The organism is Sphingobacterium sp. UBA5996 (assembly GCF_002429765.1).
Lineage (GTDB): Bacteria > Bacteroidota > Bacteroidia > Sphingobacteriales > Sphingobacteriaceae > Sphingobacterium.
The window spans coordinates 174,512-192,420 of the sequence record NZ_DJAS01000023.1 but is presented as its reverse complement, the minus strand read 5'-3'; the positions used below and the strand labels follow the sequence as shown (position 1 = coordinate 192,420).

18 protein-coding genes and 1 other RNA gene are annotated in these 17,909 nt (G+C 39.8%); 11 read left to right on the top strand and 8 right to left on the bottom strand.

All coding sequences use genetic code 11. The annotated features are described in order from the left end of the window. The first annotated feature begins 14 nt into the window (after nucleotides 1-14). Complete coding sequence (locus B3E00_RS17755; RefSeq protein ID WP_293879575.1) at nucleotides 15-1,475, top strand: glutamate synthase subunit beta; 1,461 nt, start codon at nucleotides 15-17, stop codon at nucleotides 1,473-1,475. Nucleotides 1,476-1,982: 507 nt separating this feature from the next. Here B3E00_RS17755 and B3E00_RS17750 read toward each other — a convergent pair. After that, complete coding sequence (locus tag B3E00_RS17750; RefSeq protein WP_293939545.1) at nucleotides 1,983-2,117, bottom strand: hypothetical protein; 135 nt, start codon at nucleotides 2,115-2,117, stop codon at nucleotides 1,983-1,985. 126 nt (nucleotides 2,118-2,243) lie between these two features. Between B3E00_RS17750 and B3E00_RS17745 the strand changes: the two genes are divergently transcribed. Then, nucleotides 2,244-5,285, top strand: coding sequence for a VIT domain-containing protein (locus B3E00_RS17745; RefSeq protein ID WP_209578627.1), 3,042 nt, complete (start codon nucleotides 2,244-2,246; stop codon nucleotides 5,283-5,285). Between the two features lie 139 nt (nucleotides 5,286-5,424). Here the strand turns inward: B3E00_RS17745 and B3E00_RS17740 are convergent, their stop codons facing one another. The 3 genes from B3E00_RS17740 to tgt all read right to left on the bottom strand — a co-directional run bounded on the left by B3E00_RS17740 (nucleotide 5,425) and on the right by tgt (nucleotide 8,663). Continuing rightward, entirely contained in the window at nucleotides 5,425-6,336 is a 912-nt protein-coding gene (locus B3E00_RS17740) for a DMT family transporter (protein WP_209578628.1), read from the bottom strand. 97 nt (nucleotides 6,337-6,433) lie between these two features. Next, the gene (locus tag B3E00_RS17735) at nucleotides 6,434-7,510 is read right to left on the bottom strand and encodes an LptF/LptG family permease (protein WP_209578762.1); all 1,077 of its coding nucleotides are present in this window, start codon (nucleotides 7,508-7,510) and stop codon (nucleotides 6,434-6,436) included. Nucleotides 7,511-7,532: 22 nt separating this feature from the next. Next, nucleotides 7,533-8,663, bottom strand: coding sequence for a tRNA guanosine(34) transglycosylase Tgt (gene tgt / locus B3E00_RS17730; protein WP_209578629.1), 1,131 nt, complete (start codon nucleotides 8,661-8,663; stop codon nucleotides 7,533-7,535). 276 nt (nucleotides 8,664-8,939) lie between these two features. On the opposite strand from tgt, the gene B3E00_RS17725 reads away from it, so the two are divergent. Together B3E00_RS17725 and rsmG are read left to right on the top strand one after the other, a co-directional pair. Then, nucleotides 8,940-10,082: a glycosyltransferase gene (locus tag B3E00_RS17725; protein ID WP_293939542.1), complete on the top strand. Its 1,143-nt coding sequence runs from the start codon at nucleotides 8,940-8,942 to the stop codon at nucleotides 10,080-10,082. Between the two features lie 22 nt (nucleotides 10,083-10,104). Beyond that, nucleotides 10,105-10,740, top strand: coding sequence for a 16S rRNA (guanine(527)-N(7))-methyltransferase RsmG (gene rsmG, locus B3E00_RS17720; RefSeq protein ID WP_209578631.1), 636 nt, complete (start codon nucleotides 10,105-10,107; stop codon nucleotides 10,738-10,740). On the opposite strand, the gene B3E00_RS17715 is transcribed toward rsmG, so the two are convergent. Then, the gene (locus tag B3E00_RS17715; protein ID WP_209578632.1) at nucleotides 10,741-11,304 is read right to left on the bottom strand and encodes a hypothetical protein; all 564 of its coding nucleotides are present in this window, start codon (nucleotides 11,302-11,304) and stop codon (nucleotides 10,741-10,743) included. Nucleotides 11,305-11,391: 87 nt separating this feature from the next. Beyond that, on the bottom strand, nucleotides 11,392-11,619 hold the full coding sequence (locus B3E00_RS17710) for a hypothetical protein (protein ID WP_380818322.1): 228 nt from the start codon (nucleotides 11,617-11,619) through the stop codon (nucleotides 11,392-11,394). A 212-nt stretch (nucleotides 11,620-11,831) separates the two neighbouring features. On the opposite strand from B3E00_RS17710, the gene dprA reads away from it, so the two are divergent. The 5 genes from dprA to accD all read left to right on the top strand — a co-directional run bounded on the left by dprA (nucleotide 11,832) and on the right by accD (nucleotide 16,055). Continuing rightward, complete coding sequence (gene dprA / locus B3E00_RS17705; protein WP_209578634.1) at nucleotides 11,832-12,950, top strand: DNA-processing protein DprA; 1,119 nt, start codon at nucleotides 11,832-11,834, stop codon at nucleotides 12,948-12,950. Nucleotides 12,951-13,062: 112 nt separating this feature from the next. Then, nucleotides 13,063-14,568: an MFS transporter gene (locus tag B3E00_RS17700; RefSeq protein ID WP_293939539.1), complete on the top strand. Its 1,506-nt coding sequence runs from the start codon at nucleotides 13,063-13,065 to the stop codon at nucleotides 14,566-14,568. Next, entirely contained in the window at nucleotides 14,561-14,788 is a 228-nt protein-coding gene (locus B3E00_RS17695; protein ID WP_209578636.1) for a DUF6814 family protein, read from the top strand. The genes B3E00_RS17700 and B3E00_RS17695 overlap by 8 nt, the downstream gene beginning before the upstream one ends. Nucleotides 14,789-14,893: 105 nt before the next feature. Next, nucleotides 14,894-14,991: signal recognition particle sRNA small type (ffs, locus tag B3E00_RS17690), an RNA gene on the top strand. Nucleotides 14,992-15,212: 221 nt separating this feature from the next. After that, nucleotides 15,213-16,055 carry an acetyl-CoA carboxylase, carboxyltransferase subunit beta gene (gene accD, locus B3E00_RS17685; RefSeq protein WP_209578637.1) on the top strand — a complete coding sequence of 281 codons (843 nt, stop codon included), beginning with the start codon at nucleotides 15,213-15,215 and terminating at the stop codon, nucleotides 16,053-16,055. Between the two features lie 87 nt (nucleotides 16,056-16,142). Here accD and B3E00_RS17680 read toward each other — a convergent pair whose 3' ends face one another. Beyond that, on the bottom strand, nucleotides 16,143-16,478 hold the full coding sequence (locus B3E00_RS17680; RefSeq protein WP_209578638.1) for a hypothetical protein: 336 nt from the start codon (nucleotides 16,476-16,478) through the stop codon (nucleotides 16,143-16,145). A 189-nt stretch (nucleotides 16,479-16,667) separates the two neighbouring features. Here B3E00_RS17680 and B3E00_RS17675 point away from each other — a divergent pair, with 189 nt between their 5' ends. Both B3E00_RS17675 and B3E00_RS17670 read left to right on the top strand, forming a co-directional pair. Continuing rightward, nucleotides 16,668-17,003, top strand: a complete 336-nt coding sequence (locus B3E00_RS17675) for a MerR family transcriptional regulator (protein ID WP_209578639.1) — start codon at nucleotides 16,668-16,670, stop codon at nucleotides 17,001-17,003. Between the two features lie 83 nt (nucleotides 17,004-17,086). Next, complete coding sequence (locus B3E00_RS17670) at nucleotides 17,087-17,398, top strand: cupin (protein ID WP_209578640.1); 312 nt, start codon at nucleotides 17,087-17,089, stop codon at nucleotides 17,396-17,398. 14 nt (nucleotides 17,399-17,412) lie between these two features. Here the strand turns inward: B3E00_RS17670 and B3E00_RS17665 are convergent, their stop codons facing one another. After that, the gene (locus B3E00_RS17665; protein WP_209578641.1) at nucleotides 17,413-17,907 is read right to left on the bottom strand and encodes a metallophosphoesterase family protein; all 495 of its coding nucleotides are present in this window, start codon (nucleotides 17,905-17,907) and stop codon (nucleotides 17,413-17,415) included. Nucleotides 17,908-17,909 lie beyond the last annotated feature (2 nt).

Sequence of the window (17,909 nt, the reverse complement as noted above, 5' to 3'; positions counted from 1 at the left end):
AGGAAGCACAAATCATGGGAAAAATTACAGGTTTTAAAGAATTTGAGCGCGTGCTTCCAACAAAAGAAGCTGTCGAAGCACGCGTACAGCACTTCAAGGAATTTAACAAAGGTTATTCTGAGAATGAACTTAATAAGCAGGCCGCGCGCTGTATGGACTGCGGTATTCCATTCTGCCATTCGGGCTGTCCATTGGGCAATGTTATCCCTGAATTTAATGATGCTGTATACGATGGAAAATGGGAAGAGGCCTATCAGATTTTATCCTCCACCAATAACTTCCCAGAATTTACAGGCAGAATATGTCCGGCACCCTGTGAGTCGGCTTGTGTACTGGGTATTCATAGTACTCCGATCACTATTGAAGAGATCGAAAAACACATCATCGAAATTGCTTTCAAAAAGGGCTATGTCAAAGCCTACAAAAGCTATTTAAAAACAGGCAAGCGCATCGCTGTCGTCGGTTCCGGCCCAGCAGGACTGGCTGCAGCTGCACAGCTCAATAAAGCAGGTCATGATGTTGTTGTATTCGAACGCGATGACCAAGTTGGAGGATTACTACGCTATGGTATTCCCGATTTTAAATTAGAAAAATCAGTGATTGATCGTCGTATCAACCTCATGAAAGAATCTGGAATCGAATTCAAGGTGAATACTGAAGTGGGCAAAGATATAAGTGTTTACGAATTAAAAGCTTATGACGCTATTGTATTGGCAACAGGATCAACTGTACCCTGGCATATGCAATTACCGGGACATGATGCCAAAGGTATCCATTTTGCCATGGACTTTTTGACCCAACAGAATAAAGAAGTAAGCGGAATTACGATCGACCAGGACCGTATCCTGGCAACAGACAAACATGTTGTGGTCATTGGCGACGGTGATACTGGATCAGACTGTATCGGTACATCCAACCGTCACCGTGCAAAAAGTATCACACAGATTGCCCGTAAACCAACGCCATCCAAAGAACGGCTAAAAAGCAACCCCTGGCCCATGGATAAGCTTACATTTGGCACATCCTCATCTCAAGAAGAAGGCTGTGAAAGACTTTGGGCTACAGAAACCCAAGAATTCGTTCAAGATGAAAATGGCCATATCAAAGCTGTAAAAATCAAAGAGGTTCAATACGAAGTAGATGAATTCGGACGAAGAACCCGTTTAGGCGAATCTGAAATCCGTGAAATACCAGCCGATCTCGTATTATTGGCCATTGGATATCAACATACCGAGCATACACTGCTAGAACAACTAGGCGTCCGTGTCGATCAAAAAGGAAATATCTTGGCGAATGACAAAGACTACCAAACCACCATTGACAATATTTTCACTGCCGGAGACTGTCGTAAGGGACAATCCTTGGTTGTTTGGGCGATCTCTGAAGGACGCGAGTGTGCCAGAAAAGTAGACGAATACCTGATGGGATATTCCGAACTTGAAAGCAAAGATTTCTTGGCAACAATAAATGCATAAAAGTTGGGCACGCGCAATAGAGCCCCCATACCAGTGATATGCCAAGCCACTGTTTAATCTTTAGTAATAAGAACAAAAGCTTGCGCAGTATAAAATGATAAAAAGGTCCATTGAATGCTCAACGGACCTTTTTATCATCAATAATTAGCACCTATTTCAAAGAGTCCTTAAGTTTAATAAAATAAATACTGTTTTTGTCAACGGTCTTTATGTAAGGCAATATTTTCGATTCATAGAAACCTTTTCCGGTTACCCCAAAATCATCATCATTACATACCGCGATCAAGTATGGATTAATGACAGCCAAGCCCGCTGTTTGATCATGCGGATACAATTCCTGGATGTCAGTCATTAAAATCGGCAACCATGGTCTTTTGGACTGGTTTAATAGTATATTTTGCCAATGTAGCCGCATCTTTGAGTTCCTCGGCAGTTTTACCATCAAATAATTTCCCAGTTGCAGTATTATTCGTATCCGAGATATCCGTTGCGCCAGAAAGATCTGTTTTATAAATTTTTCTTAAATACAGTAGAACGAGATGCTTCTGTCACATATTCCCCGTCGCGTTCCAAGACAATAAATGTTGAATTGCTCACGGCAGCGATTCGTCTTACAGCCTGCAAATCGGTACGCTCCATCATATCGCATCAATTAAATACACCCAGTTATGGAATTTTACTTTTTCATGCATCACTACAAAAATAAATAGCTAATTGTGCAGCGAATCAACGGTACATTCTCTGCCCTCACCTACTAAAAATAGAAAGATGAAAAAGATCATAATTGCCCTTTTCATAGTTTTGGTATTTTCCAATGTAGATACAAAATCTCAGATCAGAACTACGCGAGAGATACCCAGTTTAAAAATTAAAAACGACGATGGTCGGCAAGACAACGTAGTGTTGGCAGACCTAAAAGTAGAGGTTGCCATCTTCGGAAATATCGCCAAAACGACGATGACAATGGTGTTTGAAAATAAAACCAATCGCGATCTCGAGGGCGAACTGACATTCCCTATGCCGGAAGGCGTATCGGTGAGCGGCTATGCCTTAGATATCAATGGCAAATTACGGCAAGCAGTTGCAGTCGATAAAAATAAAGGCACCGAAGTTTTTGAAAGTATAGAAACACATCGTGTCGACCCCGGACTATTGGAGAAAGTTGAGGGTAACAACTTCCGTACCCGCATTTATCCTTTGCCAGCGAATGGTAAACGGACTATTCAGATCAGTTATTCCGAAAATCTAACTACGGAATCCGATCAGGCACGTTATTACTATTTGCCGTTAACTTACACCGCTGCCATTCATAACTTTGCCTTGGATATTCATGTCCTTCAAGACAGCCATAAACCAGATTTCACAGAAAAACCAGATGGTTCTCTAGCATTCTCCCAACACAACAACAATTACACAGCTTCTTTACGTAAACAACATTTTCAATCCCAGCGGAATCTGGTCATTCTACTGCCAACAGACAGCAAAGAGTCATCGGGCTTATTTCAAACAAATCATGATAAGACTTTTTATTTTCTTGCCAATGCAAGCATCAATTCCGTGAAACCTACTCAGAAAAAATGGGGCGACACCATCGGAATTATCTGGGACCGTTCACTGAGTACTAAAAATAGAGCTATAGAAAAGGAACTTGCCCTATTAGATCTCTTTTTTAAAGATAATCCTAACATGCAGGTTGAAATGGGTTTATTGGACATCCAATTTGTAAAAGGACCGACGTTTCAAGTTAGACAAGGTAATTGGGATGAACTTAAAAGTTATCTCAAACAAATGGACTACGATGGCGGCACAGATTATAGTCAAATAAAACCTGGAGTAATAAAAGCCAGCAATTACCTGCTGTTTACCGACGGACTTTCCACATTTGGCCAAAGTGAAATTACCCTTGAAAATCCCGTTTATTGCATTACTTCGTCCAGTGGATCTGACTACGGTATCCTAAAAGAGATTGCTCAGAAACATAGCGGAAAGATGATCAATTTGACCAATGTTTCCGTAAATCAAGCCTACCACAATCTAAATACAATCGATCTTCTTTACTTGGGAATAAAAGAGCACAATGATTTCGATGAAGTTTACCCTAAGAAAGGAACCCCTATACAAGCCAATTTTTCTATTGCTGGAATAGGAAAATACCTAGGATTGAAGCAACTCACATTACTTGTAGGAGATGGACAACATACCCCAAAAGAAGTAAGCATAGCGCTGCATCAAGATCATGGTGAAATTGACCTGCAGCAGATCTGGGCACAAAAGAAAATCGAAGCATTGGACCTTCAATACGACAATAATCGTGAGGAAATAGAAACCCTGGGTAAACAGTTCGGAATCGTGACGCGAAATACTAGCCTAATTGTACTGGAAACTGTAGAAGATTACATACGTTATGCAATAACACCTCCAGCAGAATTACTTCCGCAATTTAATGCACTCAAAAAAGAACATGCTATCGAAAGGGAAGAGCGTGTAGCGAATCTCTTAGATAAAGCCGAAAATAGCGCAGAAGAACTTCGCTCCTGGTGGAATACAGACTTTCGGGCAAAAAAGAAATATCCACAACGGGACACGCAGATTGAGCCCACAGACTATATGGCTGTCGAAGAGATCGCCACCGGAGTTGTTCCTGTTACACCTGTTCCGTCACGTGCTTCAGCCAGTCCTGTCGCGACAACACGCGCCGAAGAATTGAGGTCATCAGATGCTGCCAGCGAAAAAAGAATATCAGTCGTTGGCAATTCAAATACCGCCAAGGCAGCAACAAGCGAATTAGCAATGGCAACCACATCTGACGACGTTCTTCACGAATCCGTTGTTGTTCAATCCTTGGAAGAACCTGTAGCGGGCGTACCAACGGGCAACAGCATCGACAACATCCGTGGAAAAATCAGCATACCCGACATTAAAGAAGATCAGGCCTATCTCAAAGAACTCGATCAATCCAAAGATCCCTACAAAACCTATCTCCAGCTTCGGAATCAGTACATGGGAACACCAACTTTCTATTTTGATGTTGCAAACTTTTTCTTCAAAAGAGGGAATACACAAAAAGCCGTACTAATCCTAAGCGCACTGGCTGACCTGCAGATCGAAAATGCCGATCTCTATAAAACCATTTCATACAAACTACGCGAATGGGGAGATTACGACAAAGCACTATTCATTACAGCCAAAGTGTTGAAATGGCGGCCAATGGATCCTCAAAGTCACCGCGATTATGCCCTCGTTTTACAAGACAAAGGTATGTTCAAGGAGGCACTAGAACAATTATATGGGATTTTGACCCAGAGCTACTCCCCAGAAGCTGCCGATCGCGATGATGGTATTGAAGAAACATTGGTCATGGAAATCAATAATCTCATTAAAGCAAACAAAGCTGCAAGCTCCAAAGTTGCGGTGAACAAAAATTTGATTGCAGACCTGCCTGTGGATATCCGCGTTGTTATTAACTGGAATTCACAAAACACAGATATCGATCTCTGGGTAACGGATCCAAATGGAGAAAAATGTTTCTATAGTAATCCTGCTACAGCAATCGGGGGCCGACTCAGCAATGACTTCACCGGAGGATATGGACCAGAACAATTTTTATTGAAAAAAGCACTTAATGGAACATACAAAATTGAAGTAGATTTCTATAATGACAATTCACTCACTTTAGCTGGTCCTGCCGCAGTTATGGCCGAAATCTACACCTATTACAGCAGTGGAAAGCAGGAACGAAAAATCGTCACGATCTATCTTGACCGAGATAAAGAGCGCAATATTGGGATTGGCGAATTTTCATTCCAGTAGATGAGCAGAGACAAAAGGTGATCAAAAAGTCAAATGAATCCGTTGAAAATTGAATCTATGAAACGATGCTGTAATGGGAGACGTCTAAAGTCACATGAATCGGGTGCTGTCCAAAAAGATTGGATAGCACCTCATTCAATTAATGCAATTTACGGATAACCAAATCCTTTTGTCTATTTTCCAATTTGGTTTTTACATAAGGGTAAGTGAACACCGCTCCTAAAACAATACAGGCGCCGAGATAAAATCCACCACTCATTGTTTCCTTTTGCCCAAAAATCAGCATCGCAAGTAGAATACCGTAAACTGGCTCTAAATTCGTCGTCAGCGCAACAGTAAATGCAGATAATTCCTTCATGACAGCAACACCCATTACATAAGCCACAGCAGTACAAACCACACCTAACAATAAAAGATAGATTAAATCTTGCTGTCCCAATCGCATCCCGGCATTAAAATCTCCTGTAAACAGCATCAATATGCTTATCCAAAAGCACGCCCCCATCATCTCATAAAACGTAATCAGTGTAGGGCTCGATTTCTTAACCATCCGCGCATTGGCAATTGAAAATATACTCGCACAAAAAGCACAGCCAAGTCCAGCCAGCAGACCGACTAGATAATGCGTTTCAAAAGAAAAGATCGTATAAATACCGATAATAATGACTAGCCCCACTACAATGTCCAAACGCGCGATGCGCTTTTTATTCACAATAGGTTCCAATATTGCCGTGAATAATGTCACCGACGAAAGTGTTACCAACGTCACTGAAACTGTAGAAACTTTGATCGAATAGAAGAATAGTACCCAATGCAGGCCCACCACCGCTCCTACCATAAAAAATTGGAGAAACTGCTTCCTCGAAACTAATATAGATTGTTTGGTCACTAAGAAATAGATCAGCAGAGCAATAGATGCTATTGCAACGCGATACCATACCAAATGAAGGGCAGATACGGAGATCAGACTCCCCAAAATTCCGGTAAATCCCCAAATAAGTATTGTTAAATGCAGAATTAGAATATTCCGATTTAATTTAATTTTAGTCATATTCTCTAGAATACATGTGTATGGAAATGATGAGCAATACCTACTATTTCCCTTAATAAGGCAGGCTCACTGAAGTTATTGAAAACTGAACAAAAATTTATTTTGGCGCTTTAATCGCCAGATATATTGCTACCAAAAAGAAAGTAACATTTGGAATTAATACGGCTATCAACGGTGGTAGTCCCCCTTTCAAAGAAAACATAGTTGCAAACTGTATAAAGACGATATACGTAAAACTTAACGCGATACCGATACCCAGACTCAATCCTATCCCCCCACGCACTTTCTTGGAGGACAGTGCCACACCCATCAAGGTCAGTACAAAAGCTGAAAATGGATACACATAACGCTTGTATTTCTCAAGCAATAAATCGTTCATGACGCCGGTACCACGGATCTCCTCTTTACGGATACGAATATTTAATTCGTGTGTATCCATTGCAGTAAACATATTATCACGCACCTCAAAATCCGAAGGTTTCATATCTAAGGTAGTGTCTTTAACAGTACCTTTTTCCATGCGTTCATGCAATCCATTGATAATACGATTGGTATACCCTTCAATCTTCCACTTCGTGGCCACTGAGTCCCAAGTAATACGGTCAGCCATCATTTTTTCTTTAAGCGTATCCCCCTTAAAAATTTCAAGAACAAATCCGTAACCTGTTTTGGTCGTATTATCAAAATTGTCTATATACACATAGCTGTCTTTGTCCAATTGCATATGGGTAGAAACCCTTGAATTATCCTTAGGTGGCTTAACATAGATGTTTTCAAAATCAACCTTCATCTTATTGGTATTCGGAATAATAAAAATATTGAATACCAGCGAAACGGCAAAAATCAAAGTAGCTGCAATCATATAAGGACGAAGAAGCCGATTAAAACTATACCCAGCACTTAGAATCGGTACAATTTCAGTTTGATCCGCCATTTTTGACGTAAAGAAGATAACCGCAATAAAATTGATCAGTGGACAAAGAAAGTTCAGATAAAAAGGAATGAACCCAGCATAGTACTCAAAAATAATCTTATCTAGAGGAGCATGATACTTTAAAAAATCATCCAATCGTTCGGACACGTCGAAAACCACCATGACAACAGTAAATATGGCCATGGTGAATAAAAAAGTAGATAGATACTTTTTAATAATGTAACGATCGATTAACGACAGCATTTCCTTGAACGAGTTAGTCTTATAAACGTTGATCCAATATTTTCACCATTTTGCTTTTCCAATCGTAGAAAGTCCCATCAATGATTCGCTCCCTAGCCTGATTAACCAACCAAAGGTAAAAATGTAAATTATGTAAAGAAGCAATTTGTGCTCCAAGAATTTCTTGCGATTTAATCAAATGTCGAAGATAAGCTTTTGAATAAAATTGATCTGCATGCAAATCGCTTTCCACTTCTATTGGCGAAAAATCATCTTTCCACTTTTCATTTTTGATATTGATAATCCCATTTTGTGTGAACAGCATACCATTTCTGGCATTGCGGGTTGGCATGACACAATCGAACATATCCACCCCTAACGCAATGTTTTCAAGAATATTCACCGGTGTACCCACCCCCATAAGATAACGTGGCTTGTCATGCGGCAAGATATCGCAGACAACCTCGGTCATCGCGTACATTTCTTCCGCAGGCTCCCCTACCGACAATCCGCCAATCGCATTCCCATCACGATTAAATGAGGCAATAGTCTCCGCAGATTTTATTCTTAAATCTTTATAAACAGAACCTTGAACAATTGGAAATAAAGTTTGATCATAGCCATAAAGCGGATCCGTACTATCAAAACGATCCACACAACGTTTCAGCCAGCGATGCGTCATATCCAAAGAACGACGTGCATAATTATAATCACATGGATACGGTGTACACTCATCAAATGCCATAATGATATCGGCACCGATAATACGTTGCGTATCCATTACATTTTCTGGTGTAAATAGATGCTTTGATCCATCAATATGAGAGCGAAAGGTAACCCCCTCTTCTTTAATCTTACGTACTTCAGTCAATGAATACACCTGATAACCACCCGAATCGGTCAAAATAGGACCATCCCAACCGTTAAACTTGTGCAATCCTCCCGCTTTATTCAATACATTCAATCCTGGTCGTAAATACAAATGATAGGTATTACCCAAAATAATCTGCGCTTCAATATCATTCTTCAATTCATGTTGATGAATTGCTTTCACTGTACCTGCCGTACCAACAGGCATAAAAATAGGTGTTTGAATGGGACCGTGTGCAGTTTCGACAACACCTGCACGTGCTTTAGACAGCTTATCTTGTGCTTGTAGCGTAAATTTCATTAATATTTTTCCTCTGAGACTATTTCTATTTTAAAGGATGATTTGCCAGAAAGATGGCGCCATAAGTATTTGCCTACAACTAACTACAAGCTCATTATCAATTATTTATAGCTTAAAAAACTACGATAACCTACCTAATACCCACCTAAATTGGGATTCATCCCTAGAATATGTTGCAAAAATACTATAAAAAGATTTGCAAACAGGATGTTTCAAAAATAAATTATCATTTTTCAGCTGTAAAAAAGTTGTGGAAAGCACTTATCTTTGTGAGCTATGCTTGACCTTCACGTATTTTTGGCCAATCTCCCCTATATTGCTTTCGGAGTATTGGGCCTTTTTCTATGTATACAATTATACTACATCTTATTTGTATATAGTAAATTGAGCCGTTATCAAATTCCCCCAGTACAAGAAGGAACGGAATTCCCGCCGTTATCCGTAATTATTTGTGCACACAATGAACAGGATAATATCGCCCAATTCCTCCCGGACATAATGCATCAAGACTATCCTAATTTTGAAGTAATCGTTGTCAATGATTTTTCGACAGACAATACGCCTTGGATATTACATGAATTCGAAGCAAAATATCCGCATTTAAAAATTGTCGATATCAAAGAACATATCCGCTTAAAACATGGCAAAAAGTTCGCCGTAAGTATGGGTATCAAGGCTTCAAAACACCAGACACTGGTGTTTACTGATGCCGACTGTGCACCACAATCCAATCAGTGGCTTAAAGAAGTCGCAGCCGCTTTCAGACCTGAAACAGAAATTGTGCTCGGCTATTCCCCGTATTTTAAGAAAAAAAGCTTATTAAATCTATTGATTCGATTTGAAACCAGTCATACGGCCATGAGTTATTTCTCCTATGCCCTGAAGGGGGATGCTTATATGGGGGTCGGTCGGAATATGGCCTACAAAAAAGATCTCTTCTTTCGAAACAAAGGGTTTGCGGCCCACATGCATATTAAATCTGGCGATGATGATCTCTTTGTCAACCAAAATGCAAATCCGATCAATGTCAACATCGTACTGTCGGCAGAATCCATTGTCTATTCGGAACCCAAAACGACTTGGAAAAGCTACTACAAACAAAAAGCAAGGCATTCAGGTGCATCTACTATTTATAAAAAACGTCATCAACGCATGCTGGGTACCCAGCTGGTATCCGCATTCCTTTTTTACATAACGATCATTGCGACCACAGTTGCTTTCCCAATGTACTGGTATGTGCCTTTGAGTGCCTACCTCCTTCGGCTTATTGCACAATGGATAATATTTAACAACATCTATAAAAAACTAGCTGTAAAGGAACTGATTTGGTGGTTGCCTTTGGTAGACTTCATCTACTATTTCTATATTTGCATCAATGGTATGTTCAGCCGAAAAAAGAAAAAAATAAGCTGGAAATAGTTCACATTTAAAATATCACACTTTGAATCCAACAGTCGATATCATCTATAATTATTTTCCAAAACTGACCGATAGTCAAAAAGAGCAGTTTGCAAAACTAGCCGATCTATATACGTTTTGGAATAGCCAAATCAATGTCATTTCACGTAAAGATATTGATAGCCTCTACCTGCATCATGTATTACACTCGTTAGGTATCGCCAAATTTGTCCAAGAGTTTACACCTGGAACTCAAATTTTGGACGTCGGGACCGGAGGAGGCTTTCCGGGCATTCCAATGGCCATTATGTTTCCTGAAGTCAAATTCCACTTAGTCGACTCGATTGGAAAAAAAATAAAAGTCGTACGTGAAGTTGCCTCCGGATTAGGGCTTAACAATGTCGAAGCAGACCACATCCGTGCCGAACAACTCGACGACAAATATGATTTTGTGCTATCAAGAGCGGTAACAAGACTCGCAGAATTTACACCTTGGATAAGAAACAAGTTTTCAAAAAAAGATAAAAACGGAATTCCCAATGGTATTCTTTATCTAAAAGGGGGCGATCTCAGTGAAGAAATCAAAGAATCCAAACTCAAAGCAGAATTACATCCACTATCAGATTACTTTAAAGAAGACTTCTTCGACACAAAATATCTGGTATATGTACCGATGTAGTTAAAGCTTGGCATTACCCATTGGAAACTGTAGCCGCCTATGGATAATGTCTACAGAATCGATGTAGTTCGTTAAACACTGATGGATATAAGCGATCTTCTCATAACGATCATTATCTCGAAGCCATTTTAAGGAGGGCTCATAGTATATCCTAAATTTGCGCAACGAATCTCCCGACAACTTACTATACTCCTGCGTCAGCGGATACCATTCTTCCCGGATCAGATCCTGATGGTATTCCTTTTCAAACTGACGCTGGAGCTTCCTTGAATTTCGTCCCTTCCGGCTGAATTTATTGTAAAGCTTGTTTAGATTGACAGCAATCCCACCTTGATGGGAAAGTGTAACCATGTTTTTCGTATCGCCCCAAAAAAAGATGGATTTATCCCCAGCAGATTTACGTTTGATCAAAACAGTATCCAATAGAAGTGTATCTCGTTTACTTCCTCTTTTCTCAATAGTATCCTGATCATAAGAAACCATCGGATAGGCAAAAAGCCTCTCCCGATAAAATGAAAAATAGACACAAAAAAACAATAAAGATAGCAATGCGATCCGTACCATATTTACAATTGATTAACTAAAAATAATCAATTAAAAATAAGGTTAAAAAATCTTTAACCGCCTTTTAACTATCTTTAACTAAAAAAGTTAATGTCCTAACTCTTTTTTGATTTCTAGGCCAATGAGATTGATTTCCTCATCCATCCCAAACATAGGTAGTTCTGTCTCCGGATTCAATTTTAACCAGTTTGTATCATTATCTTTAATAATCTTGACGTATTCAGCGCCATCTTTAAAAATAACATAGGTATCCTCCTCCTCAGGGAAGACAGAATAAACTATATCTCCCAATTCAATATCAAAAGGTTCTTTCATTTCCATCGTTAAAATATCATTAGTCGAACAAAGTTACCAATTCCTCTTCTTTCTTTCCAAAATAGACCGATATTTCATATCATATTATACCTCGCCCCTACGTCTCTTATCGATATTGCTTAATTGGAACAAAAAATACAGTAGCTCCAAGCAATTCTAACAAAAAGTACAGCAGCTACTTATATTTTTCTTATCTTTAAACAAACCCAATTATGAAACTAATTTACCCCATAGCTTTGACGCAAATCAAGGGCATTGGCCCTAGAACGGCACGCAATATCATTGACCAAGGTCATAGCCTAGCAGATGTGTTCACCTATTCAAAACGAGAATTGATGCAGCTTCTCGGTATACGGGAGTCAATCGCTGAAGCAATTTACAACAAAAGTTATATGCCCGCCTGCGAAAAAGAACTCGCTTTTATCGAAAAACACCAGATACAAGCCTTATGGTTGGAAGACGAAAATTATCCAGACAGGCTTCGCCAATGTGAAGATGCTCCGCTTGTTGTCTACTATAAGGGGAACCAGCCGCTAAACAGTTCGAAGATCATTAGTATTGTTGGTACTAGACATGCAACCCACTATGGCCAGAAAATATGCGAAGATCTGCTGGACGCCATGAATGGATCCAAAGACACCTTGATCGTTAGCGGTCTCGCCTATGGTATAGATGCATTGGCACATCGCAATGCATTAAAAAACCATCTACCTACCATTGCCGTATTAGGACATGGTCTCGATCGAATTTATCCAGCATCCCATCGCGAGCTTGCTGCAAAAATGTTAGACCATGGCGGCTTACTGACAGAATTTACATCCAATACCTTACCCGAACGCGGTAACTTCCCTATGCGCAATCGAATTATAGCAGGAATCGCCGATGTCACCATTGTCGTGGAGGCAGCCATTAAAGGCGGTGCTTTGATCACCGCAGAACTGGCCAACAGCTACAACCGAGATGTATGTGCTTTCCCAGGTTCCATTTATGAAAAAAGCGCTGAAGGTACAAACTACCTCATCAAAACCAACCGCGCGCATATGATTCGAGGACTTCAGGATCTTGAATACCTGATGAATTGGGAAATCACAAAAAAAACTGCTGCCCCACAGCTTAGCCTCCCATTAACACTGACAAAAGATCAGCAACTCCTCTTTACACTCATTCAACAAAAGGGACAACTCGAATTAGATCACTTGATTGAACTCACAAAATGGCCGCAAAGCAAATTGGCATTAATCCTACTGGAACTCGAAATGCAATCATTCATTCACGCCCTGCCTGGCAAAAGGTATAAAACGGTTGGAATGGTAGGAGCTAAAAAAAATTGATACACTTTCCTCCAAAAAGCCAAAGACCGTTGCAATTCAACGCACATGTGAAGTAAAAAGCAGGACATGTTACTTTCAATATTATAAACTAAACCAACAAAACAAACAATTAATGAACGAAAACAACACAAAAAGTATCTGGAAAGTCATCGGAGCATCCTCTATGGGAACCCTCATCGAATGGTATGACTTTTTTATCTTTGGGAGCCTATCGATCGTAATTTCCACCAAATTCTTCCCCGCAGAAAATCCAACAGCTGCTTTCCTTTCCACATTAGCCACATTTGCGGCTGGATTTGTCGTTCGCCCATTTGGTGCACTATTTTTTGGCAGACTAGGTGATATCATCGGTCGAAAATATACCTTTATGGTTACCTTAATGCTTATGGGCGGAGCAACATTTCTCATAGGCTGCATTCCAAGCTACGAAAGCATCGGATTTTGGGCTCCCCTGCTCGTTTTGATCTTTCGCCTGTTACAAGGTCTTGCCCTCGGTGGAGAATATGGCGGCGCAGCAACCTACGTGGCCGAGCATGCGCCTATTGGGCAGCGAGGATACTGGACCTCCTGGATACAGACAACGGCGACATTTGGCCTCTTTATATCACTAGTCGTCATCTTACTGACCAAAAGCTTGCTCACCGAATCACAATTTGACATCTGGGGATGGCGGGTTCCTTTCTTACTCTCTTTAGTTATGGTGTATGTCTCCTACCTTATTCGTAAAAAAATGAAGGAGTCACCCGAGTTTAGCAAAGCTAAAGCAGAAGGTAAAACAAGTACAAATCCATTAAAAGAAAGTTTCGGTAACCGATACAACCTCAAATTTGTGCTGCTCGCACTATTTGGTGCCGCCATGGGACAAGGTGTTGTTTGGTACACCGGACAGTTCTATTCCATGAGTTTCATGAAAACAGTGATGCACCTCCAATCGGATCAGGCAGATACCATTCTTGGGATAGCCCTACTTTTAGGGACACCATTTTTTGTCGTGTTTGGATGGCTCAGTGACAAAATTGGAAGAAAGTGGATTATGCTCGGCGGTATGTTACTCGCTGTGTTGACCTATCGCCCAATTTATGAATCGATGTACCAACTTTCCAATGCAGAGCACAAAGTCAAACTGAATGAAACAGTCGAAAGTCCGACGGTTACAGAAAAAACAGAAATAAAATCAGTTGTCAAAACGCAATATGACGACGGAACCGAAATCACTCGTGCTAAAACAATACACCAATCGGGCAAACTAAAAGGACAGCAAACAGTCACAACAACTGTTCATATTGCCAACTGGAACTATATATGCCTCATTCTCCTTATCTTTATCCAGGTGATTTATATTACCATGGTATATGGTCCCATTGCTGCCTTTCTCGTCGAACTGTTCCCGGTAAAAATCCGCTACACGTCCATGTCCTTGCCTTACCATGTTGGAAACGGAATATTCGGTGGACTCCTGCCCGCCGTATCCACCTACCTAACTACCAATGCCGAAGTAGCGCAGACACCACAATTTTATCTTGCGGGACTATGGTATCCGATTATTATCGCAATTGTATGTTTTATCATCGGCAGTATTTATATCAATAACAAATCAACTCCCACTAATCATGAATAGTATCAAAAAATTACTTGGCATACTCTGGATAACTTTAGCGCTATTTACCGCTTATTTTTCCGTTTTTGAACTAGCATTGCCAAAAATCTCCACCGGTCACCAGGAAGATGTAGTATTTGGAATCATTATCCTATGTATCTTGACACCGATTATCTCCATTGGACTTGGCTTATTTGGGTATTATTCGCTATTGGGAGAATATGATCAAAACAAAATGTAAGCCTTTTTCATCACTTCAAACAAATTATCATCATGATAATCAATCGCATAAGATAAAATAGCATTTTTTCTTTCCTAAAACTGTTTTTTTTTCTACTTTTGTGACGGGTAAGTCTTCTACGACCAGCTCCCATTGACTCCCCCAGGTTGGGAACAAAGCAAGGGTATTTGGTTGAGCGGTGCGATAGAAGTAGCTTACCCTTTTTTTGTGCCCTAATTTTTGGCTGACCTGCCACTTCAAAATTAATTTCAATCTAATAATCAGCTCAATGTCTTATATATCCCAACGGTGGCCCATAGTCCCATTATGAATAGAAGGCCTGTTAGACAAGGCGTTTTCATCGCGTGGCCTATACATTCAACATAATTATAATTGTATATAAACTCAAATTTATATAAGTTTGTAATCGAATAAGAACTATCGTATGAGTTGGTTTAAAAGAGAAAAAGCTGGTATTAGCACAGCTACCGCTAATAAAAAAGAAGCACCTGATGGCATGTGGAACAAATGTCCCACTTGCAAAAAGCCATTATTGCATCTTGAACAAGTAGAAAATGACTATGTTTGTCAATATTGTGGCCACCATTTAAGAATTGGCTCCAAAGAATATTTTTCAATTTTATTTGACAATAACGAATTTACCGAACTATTTCCCAATCTCAGTTCGGGTGACCCATTAGAATTTTTCGATTCAAAGCCATACCCCGATCGTTTAAAAGAAAGCCAGGCCAAAACAGGCCTTAAAGATGCTTTACGTTCTGGACATGGAAAAATGAATGGCCAAGATATTGTTATCGCCTGTATGGACTTTAGTTTTATCGGCGGATCAATGGGGTCAGTGGTCGGTGAGAAAATAGCACGCTCGATAGATTACTGTATTGCGCATAAAATTCCATTTATGCTAATCTCAAAATCAGGTGGTGCGCGCATGATGGAAGCTGCATTTTCATTGATGCAAATGGCTAAAACTTCGGCCAAATTAGCCCTATTGGCCAAAGCAGGCCTTCCGTATATCTGTTTGCTGACAGATCCAACTACGGGGGGAGTTACAGCATCTTATGCCATGTTGGGTGATGTAAATATTGCAGAGCCAGGTGCGTTAATCGGGTTTGCTGGCCCACGTGTCATTAAAGAAACAATAAAAAAGGATCTACCAAAAGGGTTCCAGACTTCAGAATTTGTTCTTGAACATGGATTTTTAGATTTCATTGTCGACCGCAGACAGTTGAAAAACAAGGTAGCTACTTATCTAAAATTAGTCGGATAATTAATCTTCCAAAAGATAAAACAGAAAGCGGTACCAAAACTAGTTTTGGTACCGCTTTTCTCTTTTTAAACACCATCAGAGTCTTATTCAAAGATATCGCCAAAATGACCATAGCGTTCTCCTGTTCAAATAGTCCGGTTCACCTTCCTTATCATACGCTTCCCGCTCAAAAGATATACGTAGATACGCGCGATCAAAATCTTTCAATTGAATAAAGCGAAAGACAAACTCAATAAGATACCATACATAGAAGAAGAGAATACCCAATTCAAGCGCTTGGCGCAAATGTATACGTTCATGACGGATCAGGTTCTCGTTGCATTTGAAAGAGGTACTTTTTAGAAAAATAAAGGGATAAATAGTAATTGCATTCGCTCTTCCAAAAGAAAATAAATTTGTCCAAAATTTGCTAACTATAACCATACATAATACTTTAACCCTTTTCACACGAATCAAACTTATAAAAATTTACGCTTACCCACAATAATTAGCGATTACATATAGATTAGATTACGCTGTTCTCTTTCAGTCGCTCACTACATAAGATGATCGCAAAAATTTCTTTTTGAATAGGAATTTTTATTAAGTTTGCTATAGATTAATTGTGAAGATATGCCGTACAAAGAGCGTGAAATAAATAAATTGTATTATACAATGGGAGAAGTTACAGAGATGTTCGAAGTAAACGCCTCCCAAATACGTTTTTATGAGCGTGAGTTTGATATTTTACAACCTAAAAAGAATAAAAAAGGTAATCGCCTTTTTACGCAGGAAGATATTGCCAATTTAAAAATCATTTTCAATCTGGTTAAAAACAAAGGCTACACGCTTCAGGGAGCACGCGATTATCTGCGAGACAACAAATCAGAAGCAAAAGAAAATCAACGCGTTATCGATTCACTAGAGCGTCTAAAGAGCTTTCTTGTTGAAGTTCGTGATTCCTTATAACACCCTATTTACTGCAGAAATCCTTTCGTTGAACAGAGGTCCCAAAAGCATATTGAGCAACACCATCTAATAGAACAAAGACTATGCAAACAGCATCTATTTTTCAAAACGTTACATACCAAGATAAACAGCCCAAAATGGATCTTCTGCTGGAAACAAATGGTAGCAAAGAATATCGTCTAGCTTTTGCCAAAGGACAATACATGAAAGAGCATAAAACTGCGGCATCAATAGTTGTTGAAATTGTCGAAGGTAATATAGACTTTGGTGTTAACGGAAGTAAAATCAGTCTGACGAAAGGCATGTTAGTTGCATTAGAACCCAATACACCCCATGATCTCTTTGCTATCGCTCAAAGTATTGTTAGGCTATCCATTCTAAAAAAAGAAGCATAAAAAGCTGCTCTGATCTAACGCCCATTCAGCTCAATAACCTCAAGATTTTCAATTTTATCCGCATTGATGTCAAATCGCATCAATGTCCGCACTTTATGCCAGCCGTGCTTTCCTGCTGCCCCTGGATTGAGGTGAAGGCATTGTATTTTGGGATCAAACATCACCTTTAAAATGTGTGAGTGTCCAGTGATAAATAATTTCGGAGGATTTTTCATTAATTCCCCCTTAACACGCGCAGCATATTTCCCTGGATAGCCACCAATATGCGTCATAAAAACGTCTACTTCCTCACATCTAAATCTCAAATCTTCGGGAAATTGCAAACGAATATCCTGACCATCAATATTTCCATAAACGCCGCGTAATGGTTTAAACGACGCCAATCGGTCTGCAATAACACCATCACCAAAATCTCCGACATGCCAGATCTCGTCGCAGGCTGCAAAATGAGTAAATACCGCTTCGTCTAGAAAAGAATGTGTATCCGAAAGTAATCCGATTTTTGTCATAA

Excerpts from the sequence above, each read along its gene's own strand:
- B3E00_RS17670 (WP_209578640.1), top strand. The coding sequence starts at position 17,087 with ATGCAAACAGCATCTATTTTTCAAAACGTTACATACCAAGATAAACAG.
- B3E00_RS17715 (WP_209578632.1), bottom strand. The coding sequence starts at position 11,304 with ATGGTACGGATCGCATTGCTATCTTTATTGTTTTTTTGTGTCTATTTT.
- B3E00_RS17740 (WP_209578628.1), bottom strand. The coding sequence starts at position 6,336 with ATGACTAAAATTAAATTAAATCGGAATATTCTAATTCTGCATTTAACA.
- B3E00_RS17725 (WP_293939542.1), top strand. The coding sequence starts at position 8,940 with ATGCTTGACCTTCACGTATTTTTGGCCAATCTCCCCTATATTGCTTTC.
- B3E00_RS17755 (WP_293879575.1), top strand. The coding sequence starts at position 15 with ATGGGAAAAATTACAGGTTTTAAAGAATTTGAGCGCGTGCTTCCAACA.
- B3E00_RS17745 (WP_209578627.1), top strand. The coding sequence starts at position 2,244 with ATGAAAAAGATCATAATTGCCCTTTTCATAGTTTTGGTATTTTCCAAT.
- B3E00_RS17700 (WP_293939539.1), top strand. The coding sequence starts at position 13,063 with ATGAACGAAAACAACACAAAAAGTATCTGGAAAGTCATCGGAGCATCC.
- tgt (WP_209578629.1), bottom strand. The coding sequence starts at position 8,663 with ATGAAATTTACGCTACAAGCACAAGATAAGCTGTCTAAAGCACGTGCA.
- B3E00_RS17680 (WP_209578638.1), bottom strand. The coding sequence starts at position 16,478 with ATGGTTATAGTTAGCAAATTTTGGACAAATTTATTTTCTTTTGGAAGA.
- dprA (WP_209578634.1), top strand. The coding sequence starts at position 11,832 with ATGAAACTAATTTACCCCATAGCTTTGACGCAAATCAAGGGCATTGGC.
- B3E00_RS17750 (WP_293939545.1), bottom strand. The coding sequence starts at position 2,117 with ATGATGGAGCGTACCGATTTGCAGGCTGTAAGACGAATCGCTGCCGTG.
- B3E00_RS17675 (WP_209578639.1), top strand. The coding sequence starts at position 16,668 with ATGCCGTACAAAGAGCGTGAAATAAATAAATTGTATTATACAATGGGA.
- B3E00_RS17665 (WP_209578641.1), bottom strand. The coding sequence starts at position 17,907 with ATGACAAAAATCGGATTACTTTCGGATACACATTCTTTTCTAGACGAA.
- accD (WP_209578637.1), top strand. The coding sequence starts at position 15,213 with ATGAGTTGGTTTAAAAGAGAAAAAGCTGGTATTAGCACAGCTACCGCT.
- B3E00_RS17710 (WP_380818322.1), bottom strand. The coding sequence starts at position 11,619 with ATGAAAGAACCTTTTGATATTGAATTGGGAGATATAGTTTATTCTGTC.
- B3E00_RS17695 (WP_209578636.1), top strand. The coding sequence starts at position 14,561 with ATGAATAGTATCAAAAAATTACTTGGCATACTCTGGATAACTTTAGCG.